Source organism: Sporosarcina ureae, assembly GCF_002109325.1.
In the GTDB taxonomy this organism is placed as follows: Bacteria; Bacillota; Bacilli; order Bacillales_A; family Planococcaceae; genus Sporosarcina; species Sporosarcina ureae_C.
This window is the reverse complement of record NZ_CP015348.1, coordinates 2,460,623-2,476,054: the sequence shown is the minus strand read 5'-3', so window position 1 is coordinate 2,476,054 and position 15,432 is coordinate 2,460,623. Positions and strand designations below refer to the sequence as shown.

At 44.3% G+C, this 15,432-nt stretch carries 18 protein-coding genes; 2 read left to right on the top strand and 16 right to left on the bottom strand.

The window, feature by feature from the left end:
- Nucleotides 1–142: 142 nt before the first annotated feature.
- The 9 genes from atpE to rpiB all read right to left on the bottom strand — a co-directional run bounded on the left by atpE (nt 143) and on the right by rpiB (nt 8,736).
- Entirely contained in the window at nt 143–355 is a 213-nt protein-coding gene (gene atpE / locus SporoP32a_RS12280) for a F0F1 ATP synthase subunit C (protein ID WP_029053447.1), read from the bottom strand.
- 70 nt (nt 356–425) lie between these two features.
- On the bottom strand, nt 426–1,136 hold the full coding sequence (gene atpB, locus SporoP32a_RS12275) for a F0F1 ATP synthase subunit A (protein ID WP_085428153.1): 711 nt from the start codon (nt 1,134–1,136) through the stop codon (nt 426–428).
- 32 nt (nt 1,137–1,168) lie between these two features.
- Nucleotides 1,169–1,537 carry an ATP synthase subunit I gene (locus SporoP32a_RS12270; protein ID WP_085428152.1) on the bottom strand — a complete coding sequence of 123 codons (369 nt, stop codon included), beginning with the start codon at nt 1,535–1,537 and terminating at the stop codon, nt 1,169–1,171.
- 1,197 nt (nt 1,538–2,734) lie between these two features.
- Nucleotides 2,735–4,012, bottom strand: coding sequence for an IS110 family RNA-guided transposase (locus tag SporoP32a_RS12265; protein ID WP_085426965.1), 1,278 nt, complete (start codon nt 4,010–4,012; stop codon nt 2,735–2,737).
- Between the two features lie 317 nt (nt 4,013–4,329).
- A complete protein-coding gene (wecB, locus tag SporoP32a_RS12260) occupies nt 4,330–5,448 on the bottom strand; it encodes a non-hydrolyzing UDP-N-acetylglucosamine 2-epimerase (protein WP_085428151.1) in 1,119 nt (372 codons plus the stop codon).
- 15 nt (nt 5,449–5,463) lie between these two features.
- Nucleotides 5,464–6,093: a uracil phosphoribosyltransferase gene (upp, locus tag SporoP32a_RS12255; RefSeq protein ID WP_085428150.1), complete on the bottom strand. Its 630-nt coding sequence runs from the start codon at nt 6,091–6,093 to the stop codon at nt 5,464–5,466.
- A gap of 330 nt (nt 6,094–6,423) precedes the next feature.
- Nucleotides 6,424–7,677, bottom strand: coding sequence for a serine hydroxymethyltransferase (gene glyA, locus SporoP32a_RS12250; protein ID WP_085428149.1), 1,254 nt, complete (start codon nt 7,675–7,677; stop codon nt 6,424–6,426).
- Between the two features lie 54 nt (nt 7,678–7,731).
- On the bottom strand, nt 7,732–8,277 hold the full coding sequence (locus SporoP32a_RS12245; protein ID WP_198166160.1) for a TIGR01440 family protein: 546 nt from the start codon (nt 8,275–8,277) through the stop codon (nt 7,732–7,734).
- A gap of 18 nt (nt 8,278–8,295) precedes the next feature.
- Nucleotides 8,296–8,736: a ribose 5-phosphate isomerase B gene (gene rpiB / locus SporoP32a_RS12240; RefSeq protein WP_085428147.1), complete on the bottom strand. Its 441-nt coding sequence runs from the start codon at nt 8,734–8,736 to the stop codon at nt 8,296–8,298.
- 232 nt (nt 8,737–8,968) lie between these two features.
- On the opposite strand from rpiB, the gene SporoP32a_RS12235 reads away from it, so the two are divergent.
- Nucleotides 8,969–9,217, top strand: coding sequence for a hypothetical protein (locus SporoP32a_RS12235; RefSeq protein WP_085428146.1), 249 nt, complete (start codon nt 8,969–8,971; stop codon nt 9,215–9,217).
- Nucleotides 9,211–9,348 carry a hypothetical protein gene (locus tag SporoP32a_RS16850; RefSeq protein WP_157129975.1) on the top strand — a complete coding sequence of 46 codons (138 nt, stop codon included), beginning with the start codon at nt 9,211–9,213 and terminating at the stop codon, nt 9,346–9,348. Before SporoP32a_RS12235 ends, SporoP32a_RS16850 begins: the two co-directional genes overlap by 7 nt.
- Before the next feature lie 46 nt (nt 9,349–9,394).
- On the opposite strand, the gene SporoP32a_RS12230 is transcribed toward SporoP32a_RS16850, so the two are convergent.
- From SporoP32a_RS12230 to prfA, 7 genes are all read right to left on the bottom strand, one after another.
- Nucleotides 9,395–10,687, bottom strand: coding sequence for a methyl-accepting chemotaxis protein (locus SporoP32a_RS12230; RefSeq protein WP_085428145.1), 1,293 nt, complete (start codon nt 10,685–10,687; stop codon nt 9,395–9,397).
- Nucleotides 10,684–11,130 carry a low molecular weight protein arginine phosphatase gene (locus tag SporoP32a_RS12225; RefSeq protein ID WP_085428144.1) on the bottom strand — a complete coding sequence of 149 codons (447 nt, stop codon included), beginning with the start codon at nt 11,128–11,130 and terminating at the stop codon, nt 10,684–10,686. The genes SporoP32a_RS12230 and SporoP32a_RS12225 overlap by 4 nt, the downstream gene beginning before the upstream one ends.
- 56 nt (nt 11,131–11,186) lie before the next feature.
- Nucleotides 11,187–11,690: a manganese efflux pump MntP gene (locus tag SporoP32a_RS12220; protein ID WP_085428143.1), complete on the bottom strand. Its 504-nt coding sequence runs from the start codon at nt 11,688–11,690 to the stop codon at nt 11,187–11,189.
- A 77-nt stretch (nt 11,691–11,767) separates the two neighbouring features.
- Nucleotides 11,768–12,799 carry an L-threonylcarbamoyladenylate synthase gene (locus SporoP32a_RS12215; protein WP_085428142.1) on the bottom strand — a complete coding sequence of 344 codons (1,032 nt, stop codon included), beginning with the start codon at nt 12,797–12,799 and terminating at the stop codon, nt 11,768–11,770.
- 60 nt (nt 12,800–12,859) lie between these two features.
- The gene (locus tag SporoP32a_RS12210) at nt 12,860–13,426 is read right to left on the bottom strand and encodes a stage II sporulation protein R (RefSeq protein ID WP_085428141.1); all 567 of its coding nucleotides are present in this window, start codon (nt 13,424–13,426) and stop codon (nt 12,860–12,862) included.
- A 47-nt stretch (nt 13,427–13,473) separates the two neighbouring features.
- A complete protein-coding gene (gene prmC, locus SporoP32a_RS12205) occupies nt 13,474–14,325 on the bottom strand; it encodes a peptide chain release factor N(5)-glutamine methyltransferase (protein WP_085428140.1) in 852 nt (283 codons plus the stop codon).
- Nucleotides 14,318–15,394 (bottom strand): peptide chain release factor 1, encoded by a 1,077-nt coding sequence (prfA, locus tag SporoP32a_RS12200; protein ID WP_085428139.1) that lies wholly within the window; start codon nt 15,392–15,394, stop codon nt 14,318–14,320. Before prfA ends, prmC begins: the two co-directional genes overlap by 8 nt.
- Between the last annotated feature and the right edge of the window lie 38 nt (nt 15,395–15,432).

The window sequence follows — 15,432 nt, the reverse complement described above, 5'->3', positions numbered from 1 at the left end:
TTCACTCCCTTCAAGAGCTCATGACTCTTTGTTTCGTTCTTCTGCCAAAGCAGATGTATTCTATGTTCATTTCATTCATATGTTTTACCACATAAAGCATGGCGAAGACCTATTTCTACGTGCTTCGCCACCATTACGAAAATTATTTGTTCATTACGATAAACGCGATAACTGTTGCGATGATTGGAAGTGCCTCTACCAATGCAACACCAATGAACATTGTTGTTTGTAGAACGCCACGTGCTTCTGGTTGACGAGCGATCCCTTCAACTGTCTTAGAAACGATCAAACCGTTACCGATACCTGCACCAAGTGCTCCTAGACCAACTGCAATAGCTGCTGCTAATAATCCCATACCTGCCATTTTGTATTTCCTCCTAATATTCTTTGTAGTTTTGTTCCCCTATTCCGGGGTAAATATATGTTTAGTGGTCTGTGCTGACTTTGTGAGCCATATAGACCATCGTTAACATAACGAAGATAAACGCTTGGATTGCCCCGATAAATACCGAGAATCCGAGCCATGCAAGTGCTGGTACAACAGCTCCGGCAAGACCGAAGATGCTTGAAGCACCCAATGTTGCAAGCAAACCAATTAAGATTTCACCTGCGAAAATGTTACCGTAAAGACGAAGACCGAGTGTCAACGTATTTGCGAATTCCTCAATGATCTTCAATGGTGCCAAGAATGGAATCGGTTGGAAGTATGTTTTCAAATACTTGCCCATTCCGAGTTGTTTCACACCATAGTAATGCGTTAACGCAACAACTGTAGCAGCGAGGGTTAACGTGATAACTGGATCGGCTGTCGGTGATTTCCACCAAAGTTGGTGATCCCACACGATTGCGAATGGAAGTCCAATCATATTTGCAACGAATACAAACATGATCAAAGTGATGCCTAGTACGTGGAAGCGGCCTCCCGTTTTCCAGTCCATGTTATTTTTGATGATGCCTTTGACGAAGTCCATAACCCACTCCATGAAGTTTTGCATACCCGTAGGTTTCATTTGAAGCCGCCGCGTAGATGCAACTGCAATCAGGAAGACAATCAGACACGTTACAAATAACATCAGTATATTCGATGGGTTAAACCCGATCCCGAATAAAATAAACTGTGGATTTTCATGATTCACGTTTTTGTTCACCTCCCCTTGCTAGTAAAGTGTCATTGCTTCCATTGGAACAGCAGATGACCAGTAAACAGCAATGCGTAGGGTATCATTAACCCGATTACCGTGCTGATCAGATCAAACTCTTCCGGCATAACGAGTGCAATGGCCGTAGCCCCTACACCTGATGCAAAACGCAAGCCCATACCTAGTGACTTCGCACGTGTTTCCTCCGTAATGGATCGGTCAAACCGCTCCATACGTCGAACGAGAATCCAAAAGTTATACATTCCGAAAAGTGAACCTAAGATGAGTCCCGCGAAGATGGTACGGTAGTCCAAGAAGAACCAGCCGAGCACGAACAATGCAAGCAAAAAAAAGAAACTCTTCTTTTGCTGTGTAAAAATTTCCTGCATACTTTGCATTGTCGATTCTCCCAATTCGTATTTTGGATAACAGCGTCTGAAGTGTTCAGTAGTTCTCGACAATTGTCGAGAGATGAGTCTTTGTCGTTTAGATCATCTTTCAACGACATAGATTCCTTGCAAAGGAACCTGGAAATTGTAAGTGAATCGCAATTTTCCGTTCACCAGGTGACGTTGCTATGTGCGACGTCCACAAAGTTTTAGGATTTTGCGTTTCTGAGTGAAGACTTGAAACCTCTGAAACATGATTTCTGTACTCAATTTATGTATGAGTTCCTTATCAATCTTACCCTTTGTTAGCATACAATAGGGGCTTTTTGATGTCAATTGATTCTAGTGAATAAATTCACAATGTGTTCTCTTTGTCAAACATTCGACATATTTGTTTGAAGGCTTTGTATAAAGGTTTTGAAGGACTTTTGGTATGGATTTGCTTGTTATTTGTTTAAAGATTTAATGTTTAAATAGTTTGGATTACATTGGGTTACTTAATTTGAAAGTTGGCAGAGTGTTGGGGTGGGGATTTGCGCTTCGGAGGGGACGCTTTCTGGAGGGCCCGCGGTAAGCCAACTGTTCGCTGCGCTCTCTTAGTTGTCTTACCTGATCGGGCTGATCCTCCCAGAGTCGCCCCTCCTACGCGCCAATCCCTGCAATGTGAGTAGGTTACACTTTTTGTTGTGCATTGAAATAAGTGTTGTAATGGTTTTTTGAACTTCAGTACTTGTATCTAAAGAAGTTAAGACAAAACAATAATTCAAATACTACCTACAATGAGTGATCTAAGTACTTCCACTATCAACGTAGGATGGAAGCGGAAGTTGGCGGCGACTCCCTCTTGAAAAGGTGATGATGACAAGGCTTGTCGCATTATTCTATTGACCCAAAAAGAATTTATATGACTAGTAAAGAGAATCGTCTACCTGAAAGTACATACTTTTGTAGATACTGTAAGTAAAGGATAACGCTGCGCTACCAGTTACAGAAACTGTTAATTTAATATGGCATGCACTATGGATCTCCAAGTACCTTATGATGACGAACCCTCCCACATCTCTTAGCGTCATGCGCTGACATTCCTTCGTTCGGTCTATCATAAGTTGGAGGCCGGCGAGATGCTCCCGATGAGGCTCGAGGCCTAATGTACGCCGCTGGTGCCAGCTTCTCCGTGTCATGAATAGAAGTTTCAGAATGCCAACCTCATGCTACTAATTGTAAACAGTGAAGGTCCGCAAGCATTTGCTCACCATCAAATTTCCGCTTTTTTGTACACATGGCATGAAGAACCTTTAGTAATTTGCTACATAACACGACCATCGACTCCTTCTTACGAAGGGGATTTTGAGGTCGTTGCGTATAATACTGATGAAGCTTCATAAAGGCAGGGTTGTTTCTAAGGATTGGATGCATTGCTCTGAATAAAATAGCCCGTAATCGTCTTCGTCCTCGTTTTGATATCTTCTTCATTCCCTTATGTTTACCAGAGGAATTCTCATGTAACGTAAGTCCCGCTAATTTAATTAATTGGCGTGGACTTTCAAAGTCAGTAAAACTTCCAATCTCCGCTAAGAGACCGGAAATAGTTCTACGGGAAATTCCCGGAAATGAAGCGAGATATTCATAATCAGCCGTTTGGACAATTAAGGATTGTATTTCCTCTTCAATCATCGCAAGTTCTTCCTCGAGTAGACGGTATTGGCGAATGAGACATTGTATCTCTCGTTTAGCTCCCCAAGGAGCCACGGTGATGCCAATGGATGTCTGAGCTACCTCAATGACTTTAGCTGCTATTTTGGGTCGCCTTTGCTTCATCTGACTCGCTTTCGCGCATTGATCCGCTAAATCAGCTGTTGTCATATTGACCAGCTCTGCAGGCAACGGGGTTGTCTCCAACACACCTAGAACCATGGCTCCAAAATCTGAGAATACCTCGAATAGCTCAGGGAAGTATTTATCTACCCATCGATGAATTCTGTTTTTCAGAATGGTGCGGTCGTCTATTAAAGTTTGCTCAAGCGTGAAACAGGAACGAATATTTGCTGCTTGATCCCGAAGAAGCTTCGGATATGAGAAACGACCATCTTTCATTAGCCGTGCGATCGTCAGAGCGTCTTTCTTATCGTTTTTGGTTTGCAGATTATCATCTAATTCCTTAACTTTCTTCACATGCATCGGATTGATAACGACCAGTGGTATACCGTAGTCCTCTAGGAAATATGCTAAATTCAACCAGTAATGTCCTGTAGGCTCCACGCCCACTATCACATGCGATTTATCGAATTCTTTCATACCCTCTAGTATTTCTTGATAGAACTGTTCAAACCCTTTACGCGTCTGTTTAACGAGAAATGCTTTTTTCAAAACACGTCCACGTTCATCGACAAAGGTTGCGTAATGATTATGTTTAGCAATGTCGATACCTATCACTAATGTTTGTTCTGTGACTTGATTAATTTTAGTATTTTCTTTAGAATTCATGTGAGTCCTCCTGGGTTATAATTAGGGGTCAAGCCGTCGACGCCTTGACACCCCGAATCATACCAAGGGGACTTTTCTATTTCAATAGGGTTCCACTAACCAAACAGGAATGCTCCCGATGGATCAGCTCGAAAGGAGAGACAACCAAAAGAGAGCCCATGGGAAAGCGTCCGCCAACTGGAGCTTCCATCCCTTCATGCACACATATTCAATTACTATTCCCATGCATTTGCTTTTGAACTTAAATAACTTCCCCCCCTTCTACTAACTCTTACTATAGAAAAAAACAGCAGAAGGTTCTCTGCTGTTTTGGGTTCTTATAGTGAAGATAAATACTCGAGTAGGCATCCTACAATACGCTTGGAGGCGTGGCCGTCACCATATGGGTTGTGGGCCTTGGACATTTTTTCGTACTCTGCGTAGTCGGACAGGAGTGCGTCGGAAAGTTTGAAGATGCTTTCTTCTTCAGTTCCAGCCAAGCGCAGCGTTCCTGCATCGATACCTTCTGGGCGTTCGGTCGTGTCTCGCAAGACGATAACTGGCTTTCCGAGAGATGGTGCTTCTTCTTGAATGCCGCCTGAGTCTGTCAGGATAATATGCGAACGCGCCGCAAAGTTATGGAAATCCAATACTTCTAACGGTTCGATTAGATGCACGCGGTCGTTGTTACCGAGCAACTCATCCGCCACTTCACGTACTGCCGGATTCATGTGGACAGGGTAGATTACCTGGATGTCATCGTGTTTGTCGAGCAGACGGTTGATCGCACGGAACATGTTGCGCATCGGTTCGCCGAGGTTTTCGCGGCGGTGTGCTGTCAACAGTACTAAGCGATCATCACCGAGAGTATCGAAAATCGGATGATGGTAATCAGGGTCTACCGTAGTTTGCAATGCATCGATGGCAGTATTGCCCGTGACGTAGATACGTTCTTTGTTTTTCCCTTCGTCGATCAGGTTTTGTGCTGATCTTTCCGTTGGTGAAAAATGAAGATCCGCAATGACACCTGTCAGTTGGCGATTCATTTCTTCAGGGTACGGAGAATATTTATTCCACGTACGTAGTCCCGCTTCGACGTGTCCTACTGAAATTTGATTATAGAATGCAGCCAGACTACCAATGAACGTCGTGGATGTATCGCCGTGAACGAGCACGATGTCCGGTTGCGCTTCTTTCATTACTTTATCCAGACCTTCAAGACCGCGCGTAGCCACATCGATCAGTGTCTGTCGGTCTTTCATAATATTTAAATCATAGTCTGGTGTGATATTGAATGTTTCCAGCACTTGGTCAAGCATTTGACGATGCTGAGCTGTGACGGTAACAATTGACTCGATTTGCTCTGGATGCTTTTCAAGTTCCAATACAAGTGGTGCCATTTTAATAGCTTCCGGTCTCGTACCGAAAATGGTCATCACTTTCCATTTCTTAGTCAATGAATGATCCCTCCATTATTTCGTGCCGAATAAACGGTCACCCGCGTCACCTAGACCCGGTACAATGTAGCCATGTTCATCAAGCTTTTCGTCTAGCGCTGCGATGTATACATCTACATCGGGGTGTGCTTTTGTTAATACTTCCACGCCTTCTGGAGCCGCGACCAAGCACATGAACTTAATGTTCACTGCACCACGTTTTTTCATTGAATTGATTGCCTCGACTGCTGTGCCGCCTGTCGCAAGCATCGGATCCACTACGATGAATTCGCGCTCGGATACGTCAGATGGTAACTTTACAAAGTATTCAACAGGTTTTAGTGTTTCTGGGTCGCGGAATAATCCAACGTGCCCCACTTTTGCAGCAGGGATTAGATCGATGATTCCGTCTACCATACCAATTCCCGCGCGCAAGATTGGAACTATACCTAATTTCTTCCCTGCTAAAATGCGTGATTTCGCTTCACAGACGGGTGTTTGGATCGTGATTTCTTGTGTTGGTAGATCACGTGTAATCTCAAACGCCATAAGTGTCGCTAGTTCGTTCACTAGTTCACGGAATTCTTTCGTGCCTGTATCTGCCTTTCGTATAAACGTTAATTTGTGCTGAATTAATGGATGATCAAATACATGTACTTTTCCCATTTATATCGCTCCTTTTCGGAATATCTTGTACATTATAACAGAAACTTTGCGATAGGCGCAGTGAACATGTGTGATTTGTTCGAACGAAATAGATTAAGGTTAGTTCAGCAAAGGTTGCGAGTATTTAGATATTCAGACATATGCTCAATGTATGCGATTTAGCGCTCTATCACGACCGTTGAACGCTCTATATGGCACGTGATCCGCTCTATGGAGAACCCTGAATGCTCTATCATGACTTTTATCCGCTCTATTCTCCCCTTTATCCGCTCATACACTCTAGAACACCACACTAAAAAGCGCCTGACACAATGCCAGGCGCTACATTTCTTACTTATATAGAGGATGCTGATCTGTTAGAGCTGTGATTGCTTTACGTGCTTCGTCTTTTGCTGACTGGTCTTCGTGGTTTTTCAATAAGTCTGCGATGATGCGTCCCACTTCTACCATGTCTTCTTCAACGAAACCGCGTGTTGTAACTGCAGGTGTACCGATACGGATACCAGATGTAATGAATGGTCCTTCTGTGTCGAACGGTACAGTGTTCTTGTTTACTGTGATACCGACTTCATCCAATACGTGCTCTGCTACTTTACCTGTTAGTTCAAGTGATTTCAGCTTCACAAGTACGATGTGGTTGTCCGTACCGCCTGAAACTACATCAATACCTTCTGCTTGAAGTTTTTCAGCCAATGCTACAGCGTTTTTCTTTACTTGTTGCGCGTACGCTTTGAATGAAGGATCCAATACTTCTTTGAATGCTACCGCTTTTGCAGCGATTACGTGCATCAATGGTCCACCTTGAACGCCTGGGAATACTGTTTTATCAATTTTCTTACCGAATTCTTCAGCTGTTTCTTCATTCAATAGAATGATACCGCCACGTGGTCCACGCAATGTTTTATGCGTTGTGGATGTCACGAAGTGTGCGTGTGGAACTGGATTTTGATGCTCGCCTACTGCTACTAGTCCAGCGATGTGTGCCATATCTACCATCAAATATGCGCCAACTTCATCCGCAATTTCACGGAATTTTGCGAAGTCGATTGCACGTGGGTATGCACTTGCACCTGCAACGATCATTTTCGGCTTGTGCTCAAGCGCCTTTTGACGAACATCTTCATAGTCGATGACTTCTTCTTCTTTTGTTACACCGTAATCTACAAAATTATAAAGCTTTCCGGAGAAGTTTACTGGTGAACCGTGTGTTAAGTGACCGCCGTGAGAAAGGTTCATCCCAAGAACTGTATCGCCAGGCTCAAGTGCTGTAAAGTAAACAGCCATGTTTGCTTGTGCACCGGAGTGTGGCTGTACGTTTGCATATGCTGCGCCGAAGATTTCTTTAACGCGGTCGCGTGCGATGTTTTCAACAACGTCAACATGCTCACATCCACCGTAGTAACGCTTGCCTGGATATCCTTCAGCATATTTATTCGTCAAGTAAGATCCTTGCGCTTCCATTACCGCTTCCGTAACGAAGTTTTCAGATGCGATTAGTTCGATGTTCGAGTTCTGACGGTTTTTTTCAGCCATGATTGCCTCATATACTGCTGCATCATCGCGTTGTACATTGCTTAAGTCCATTGGATAGTATCCCCTTTTTCTGATAGTTTTATATTTTCTTGTATTGTACACGGTTTATTCGTATTTAGCACGACTTCCGCCAATTAATTTTGGACGAGTTGTCGCGAGTGTGATGACAGCTTCACCGATTTTGTTAATGGATGTTCGGATTGGTACTACAACCGGCTTCATTTGCATGCCAATTAACGTTTGTCCGATGTCGATACCGGCATTTGCCTGTACAGATTCCACTACGACAGGATCGCTGAATTGCTTGTACGCATAGGTGGACATAGAGCCCCCCGCTTTAAAGACAGGCACGACGGATACAGGTTCCAAATGAAATTGCTGTGCCGTCTTGCGTTCCAAAGTAATGGCACGGTTAATGTGCTCGCAACCTTGGAAAGCTAAATGCACATTGTATTTATCCGCAAACGCCTGAAGCGGTGCGAATAATGCCTCTCCTATTTCAAGTGCACCGTTCGTGCCGATCCGTGCACCTGCTACTTCAGAAGTAGAACAGCCGACGACGAAAATCGTCTCTTCGGCAGGTGGTGCTTGTTCAGCAAATTCGGTCAATGCTTGTTCTAGTTGCAGTTTCCATAATTGAATGGCATCCACTTGTTCCACCTGCTTTCGTTAGTTCTTTTCAAGTTCCATCATTTTATTTATACGACGTTCGTGACGGCCGCCTTCAAATTCGGTTTCAAGCCAAGTGCTAACGATTTCTCGTGCTAGCCCTGGTCCAATTACGCGTTCTCCCATTGCTAAGATGTTGGAGTCGTTATGTCCGCGTGTTGCTTTTGCGCTGAATACATCATGAACGAGCGCGCAACGGATGCCTTTGACTTTATTGGCGGAAATGGACATACCGATACCTGTGCCACAAATCAAGATGCCGCGGTCTACTTTCCCCGCTACGACGTCATTTGCTACTGGTACTGCATAGTCTGGATAGTCGACGGAAGTGTCGGCGTCCGGCCCGTAGTCGATATATTCTATGTCGAGTTCGGTTAATAGATTGGTGATCTCTTTTCGGAGATTGTTGCCTCCGTGGTCTGAAGAAATTGCAACTTTCACTGCGCACCCTCATTTCTATTTTTACTTATCGCTTATTCTATCATTGTTCGATAAAAAAATCATCGGTTTTACTGTACTTTTTATGAATTTTTCATTTTGAAACGTTGAAGTTTTGTCATAAAGACGAATGTTATATGAATAAAGTTAATGTATCGTACGTCTTTTTAGCGGTGTTTTTGTGGGTTAGGGTCGTTGCTCGATATTGGCTTGTTCATGGAAAGTAGTGAGGGTCATGCTTTGGACTCGCGCAGGCACGTGGGGGATTGCCTCCAGCCATGAGCCAACTAGCGGTGGGGCTGCTAGCTGTCTCATGGCCACGGCCTACCCCGCAGTTGTGCCTGCGCTACTAAGTGCTTACCAAGTCAGGTTGTGGTTTATAGTAGATAAAATCAGTGACTGGGTAGTACTAGTTCCTATCCTTGCAAAAGAAGAATCTGAACTGCCTCACACCCTATCTAACGAAGGCGGCTGCCAGTGGTAGGCGTAGTAATGAGACAGCCAGGCGTACTTCCTGTCTGGCTCATTGCGGAAGCCATCCACCACCGCCGAAGTGGGGCCAATGATCGCCCCACTGCAAAGAATCTTAAAACAAACTCTCTACCCGTACATTAAAAAAGACGATCCCGAGCACGAAATGCCCCTGGATCGTCTTTGCTTATTAAACTGGCGTGCGGTCGAACTTTCGGATGACTTTGTACAGCTCTTCCGATTGCTCCTTCAACTCCAACGCCTTCGTCTTCGTTTGGTCTATCGATGCTACCTGTTCGTCCGTAGCCGCGCGGACTTCTTCCGCACCCGCTGAGGTATGCTCTGCGATTGAGGCTACTTCCATTGACTGCTTGGCTGTGCGCTCGATTGTCCGCATTTGATTGCCGACGATATCAGTGATTTCCTCTACAAATTGCGCCATTGTATGGATTGTGTCGGTCATGGTCTCGACATTTTCATTCGTTTTTGTTGCGCGTTTGGCTTCAGTAGATGCCGTTTCTACTTGTTTTTGCATTTCAGACACTACTCGTTTAACGTCTGCCTGGATCGTTTGGACAAGCCCCGAAATCATCTGCACTGCTTTTGCGCTTTCATCGGCTAAGTTGCGTACTTCTTCCGCGACGACAGCGAAGCCTTTACCATGTTCTCCTGCTCGCGCCGCTTCTATAGAGGCGTTAAGTGCGAGTAAGTTTGTCTGACCCGCTATGTTGCCTACGAGTTCCACGATTTCACCGATTTTATGGGCATTTTCATCGAGTACTTGAATCGTTTCCAATGAATGTTCGCTTTGATTACTCATTTGATGGATTCCCGCTAATACGGATTGGAAGATCTCGGTTGTCGCATGCAATTCACGCAACATCATTTTAGACTGCTCTGAAGATTGATCTGCTCGGTTATTGATTTCCATCGCGAGTTGCCGGATATCCTCAATCGCATGGACGGTTTCACGAATCGCCTCTGACGTATGTTCTGCACCATTGGAGATTTCTCCGATCGTGCGCGCGATGGCGTCCGATTGACCGGATGCAGCGCTTGTCTCCTTAGTCAATTCATCGACTGATTGAGCAGTTGCTTGAAAGTTCGATTCAATTTGCTCAATAATATTACGCAAATTAACGACCACTTGCTGAAATGCTTTGGAGACGGAATGGATTTCATCTGAAGAATTAGGCAATTGAATGTCCGTACCGATTTTTCCGTCCGCCACTTTCATCGCGGCTGTTTCCAAACGTTGCAATGGCTTGGTCAAAATAACACTGAACATGGCCGCTAAAATACCTGACCACATGACGCCCATCGCGTATGTTAGCAATTGAAAAATGAACGGTTGTACATTCGGGAAGAACGTTGGCTGTACCCAGTTAATGAATACAGCACTGGTAGTATACGTAATGACTGCGAGAATCACGATAAATAGAACGAGTTTCGCCCGCAGCCCTACTTTTTTCGGTTCTTTCATAAGTTCCCCTCCGCTAACTTTCGGATGACTGAGTTAATGAGTTCTGTCAGCTCATTGAATGTCGTGCGGTATGTAGCCAAATCTCCGCCATATGGATCATGTACATCAAGACCTGGCATTATGCCCGCGTACTCTTTTAATGTAAAGACTTTCTCTTTCATGTGCGGAAAGCGGCTGTGCAGTAAATCGCGATGGTTTGCTGTCATTGTCAGCACGATATCAGCCCATTCCATCTCAGATGACTTAACTTCATTGGAGTAGGGAGAGAAAGAGATTCCTTCTTCCCTCAACAGTTGCGCTGAATTCGAGGAGATGGGTAATCCATCTATCGCATGAATGCCAGCGGACTTCGCAGTAAACCCTGGTACATTGGCATGATTAACTAACGCCTCTGCCAAAGGACTTCTACATGTGTTACCTGTACATATAAAATAAATATTCATTTTCTTCACCTACTTTACAGAATACCGGATTTATGAGGAAAAAGAAACACTATTCTTCAAAATATAAAGGACAATACACCTATACAGATGAAAACAATACCTGTCAGACGTCTAATGAATGTTCCATTTATTAAACGTAGACGGCCTGCGGATAAAAACGCAATGCCCGAAAAGACGAATGAGAAGAGACCTGATGCCATGATGAATAGCCATTTATTCAACTGCATCATACCGAATGTCACACTGACGGCGAACGCATCTATACTGACGATCAGCGCTAGGAAAAATGGTGAAATCATCTCTACGATGGATTGCTCTTCACTGTCGGCAAGTAAAATATGAAGGCCGATGAGTGATAACAGTACACCCGAAAGCAAATGACTCCATCCTACGAAATAGGACATCACCCATTCTCCTGCGTAGAAGCCAATGAGTGGCAGTAGCATATTCAGTATAGTAGTCCACAGCATAATCATCAATCGACCTCGCCGTAGTTGCAAAAATGTATAGACAATCAAAATATCGATAGTTGTCACGATAGCTGATATGATTTCTATCAAAGACTAAGCCCCCTTGCAAGTCGCATGTACTCATCTTATGCGGATGCTGAAGGGGGCTATTCATCGTTATTGAAATGTTATTCCATGAAACGCTTGCCGTCTGATGCTTTATCGAGTCGGTTCATGACCGCTGCCCCAATACCCGAAAGGTCTGTCTCAACGGCTAAGATAATGTCGGCTTTGGTATTGTCACATTGACGAATCGCTTTGTACAAGCTTGACGCCATCGCTTCACGACTATTGATCGGGCCTGTGGAAAAGTACCAATCCGCGCGCTCTGTGTATAACTCATCAGGTCCAATGATAGCCACACGTTTGTTTTGCCGGTGAATGGTCTCTAGCGCATGCGCAATAGTATCGGCATTCGGCCCAATGACGAATAGCGGTGCTTCGGGTGCGTAATGTGTATACTTCATTCCCGGTGCGCGCGGTGCTGACGTTTGATCTGTGGGTAACGTCGCCATGTGGACGGTACCAATCAAGTCTTCCAACTGCTCCTTCGTTATGCCGCCGGGACGCAAAATGACAGGTGGCGTGACTGTGATATCCAAGATTGTGGATTCCAAGCCAACTCCTGTCTCTCCACCATCCAGAATTAACGGTACTCTACCTAGTAAATCGTGATAGACATGATCCGCTTCCGTCGGGCTCGGCTTTCCACTTCGATTTGCACTTGGTGCAGCTAATGGCTGATCGAGTTTTCGTAACAACTCCAACGCTATCGGGTGGTCTGGCATACGAATGGCTACGGTACTAAGTCCAGCTGTGACAACATCTGCAATAACGCCCGGTTTCTTTTCCATGATTAACGTTAACGGTCCCGGCCAAAAAGCTTTCACTAAGACTTCTGCAATTTCAGGGATGTCTGTCGCATATTTCTCGATGTCTGACTGGTTCCCAATATGTACGATTAGCGGATTATCTGAAGGTCTACCTTTTGCTTCAAAGATCCGCTGTACTGCTTGCCCATCTGTCGCGATCGCTCCCAATCCGTAAACTGTTTCAGTCGGAAAGGCAACAATACCTCCAGATTTAAGGATATCCACAGCTTGTTCATAGATTCTATCGTTATCCACTAGGTTATCCACTATTTCTTGTGTAGTGTCCACTTGCTCAACCCCTCTTTATACACATTTCAGTGACTTTATCCACAAAATGTGTGAATAGTTTCATTTGAACAGTGATTTTATCCACTCCCAAATGAAGAATGTAACAGGTTCTTCTTCTGTTTCAGCGACTGTTGCCTCTTCAGGGAAACAAACGTTAGGAAACAGTGAACACCACCAATTATCCCCTCTACCTGCACCGATTTTGACAACATATGCATCGTAAACGCCCTGGGGCTGAATGAAAAATCCTACGCGTTTTGGCGGGATCATTGCCGCACTGTGTTCAAGCGTTACGTGTGCACCGTTTACTTGTGTCTTAGCGATTTCAAGTATCTTCGGCTCCAACACTTGAAGATTAGCATTGATTTGTTGTGTGTTCACAGATTGGCTAATAGCTTTCTCTAGCAATGGTGCAATTTTTTCCTGAACGTTTTGTTTCACTTGCTGATCCGCTACGGTATTCGAGTTTGCAAGAATACGAAATTGCGTCGCTTCACCAGCATTTGTTTGTTGACCGAATACAAGCAACACTGCTTGTATAGTAAGTAATATAAGTACGAATTCTATAAATGCCACTAGTTTCGAAGTTTGAGTCGGTTGTTGATTTATTGGATAATCTTGTAACATGTCATCCCCTCCTGCACTCTATCTTGACCCACAGGAGGGAGTTTTATTCATCGAATCTCACAAAATATCATTCGATCTTTTTTATTGATGTCTTGGATGACTTCAACAGTCGCTTCCGGAAAGGCTTCTTCAAGAAATTTTTGCACTGCCGGGCCTTGTAGATAGCCTATTTCAAAACCGATCAGTGAAGGTCGATTCATCAAAGGTGACAGATTCTCTGCCAGTCTACGGTAGAAATAGAGACCGTCTTCTTCCGCAAATAACGCAGTTTGCGGTTCGAAGTCATAGACAGTTGGTGACATATCAATTTTTTCATAATCTGCAATATACGGTGGATTAGATAGAATGATATCCCACTTCCGATGTTTCAACGGCTCTTCCATATCCCCTTGTAAAAAGGTCACGTTGACTTCATTGCGTTGTGCATTACGTTGTGCGACTTCGAGCGCTAATTCACTAAAATCAGTCGCTGTCACTTCCGCAGTCGGTCTTTCTTTTTTGAATGCGATCGCGATCGCTCCACTGCCTGTTCCGATATCCGCTACTTGAATCATTCGTTCACCAAATAATTGAGTAGCACGTTGCAACGCATAATGTACGAGTTCTTCCGTTTCAGGACGTGGAATCAGTACGTGTTCATTGACCTCGAATGAATAGCCGTAAAAGGATTCTTCACCGAGGATGTATTGAATTGGCTTGCCGGTCAAAAGTTCTGTGATGATGGACCAGAATTTCGAGCACGGTTCATGCGGAACTTGTTCGCGCAAACTAGCTAAATAGTTGGCCTGGCTTTTACCCGTGACAGAGCGCATGGCAAGTTCAGCAGCATGCGTGTCCATACCGCGTGCGTCCAGCAATTGTTGTGCTCGTTGCACAGATTCGAGCATTGTCTCAGTCATTGCGATCCAAACTTTCCAAGCGATGTGCCTGTTCTTCAATAATTAATGCGTCGATGACTTCATCCAGCTTCCCTTCAATAATCTGATCAAGCTTTTGTATCGTCAGACCAATTCGATGGTCCGTGACACGGTTTTGTGGGAAGTTATACGTGCGAATACGTTCGGAACGGTCACCTGATCCAACTGCAGATTTTCGTTTTTCATCATATTCAGCTTGTACTTCCTGCATGAATTTATCATACACTCGTGCACGCAAAACTTTCATGGCTTTTTCTTTATTTTTAATTTGGGATTTTTCATCCTGGATCGATACTGTAGTTCCTGTAGGTAAGTGCGTGAGGCGTACTGCAGACATCGTCGTGTTGACGGATTGCCCTCCTGGTCCAGATGACGCAAATGTATCGGTACGGATATCTTTATCGTGAATTTCGATTTCTACTTCTTCCGCTTCCGGCAAACACGCAACAGTAGCAGTAGACGTATGAGTTCGTCCGCCTGATTCAGTTTCCGGTACACGTTGCACGCGGTGTGCTCCATTTTCGTACTTCAACTTCGAGTAGGCCCCTTTTCCATCAATCATGAAGATGATTTCTTTAAAGCCGCCAAGTTCAGTCGGTGATGAATCAATCACTTCCACTTTCCAGTGATTCATTTCCGCGAAACGTGTATACATCCGATAAAGACTACCCGCAAATAAAGCCGCTTCGTCTCCTCCTGCTGCTCCACGGATTTCCATAATGACACTTTTATTGTCATTCGGATCTTTTGGAATGAGTAATACTTTTAATTGTTCTTCAAGCGACTCAATTTGGTCTTTAAGTTCATCGATTTCCATTTTGACTAATTCTTTCATGTCATCATCAAGCGGTTCATCTTGCATTTCTTTGGCATTCTTATATTGCGCATGGATATGTTTATATTCACGGTATACTTCAACGGTGTCTTGCAAATCGGATTGTTCTTTTGAATAGCTGCGTAATTTGTCCAAATCATTAACGATTTCGGGGTCACTAAGTAGTTCATTCAGTCGGTCATAACGGTCTTCAACTGCTTGTAGTCTATCGAACATAGTCGGTTCACCTCTTCTGAAATAGTGGTTTCTATATT